1 protein-coding gene is annotated in these 380 nt (G+C 71.6%); it reads right to left on the reverse strand.

Annotated features, from left to right (window positions below):
* Positions 1-380 (reverse strand): HisA/HisF-related TIM barrel protein (locus DBR34_RS14270; RefSeq protein ID WP_258223943.1); only part of this gene is annotated, 380 nt, incomplete at both ends.

Below are 380 nucleotides of genomic sequence, written 5' to 3' on the forward strand. Positions count from 1 at the left end.
CCGCCACGCCCGGCAGCAGGGTGGCCAGGTGCTGGTACAGGCCGATGTTGGGGCCGGACAGCATGCCGTCGCGGGCGATGTCGGTACACAGCAGGTGGGCCATGCCGGCCTGCGCATAGCGTGTTGCCAGCACGTCCAGGGTGTCTTCGGCGGTTTCTGTCCAGCCGTGCACGGGCAGCAGCCAACGGCCGTCATCGGCCTGGCGTGCATCCAGCGCGATGGTCAGCCGCTCCGGACCGAACTCGGCCAGCCAGCCGATCACCGTCTCCGGCGCGCGTACCGACACCGAGCCCACCACCACGCGGGTGGCGCCGGCATCGAGAATGCGCGCCACGTCGTCGCGCGAGCGCACGCCGCCGCCGGTCTGCACCTTCAAGCCG

The sequence above is a fragment of the Stenotrophomonas sp. HMWF003 genome (assembly GCF_003061285.1).
GTDB lineage: Bacteria > Pseudomonadota > Gammaproteobacteria > Xanthomonadales > Xanthomonadaceae > Stenotrophomonas > Stenotrophomonas maltophilia_AP.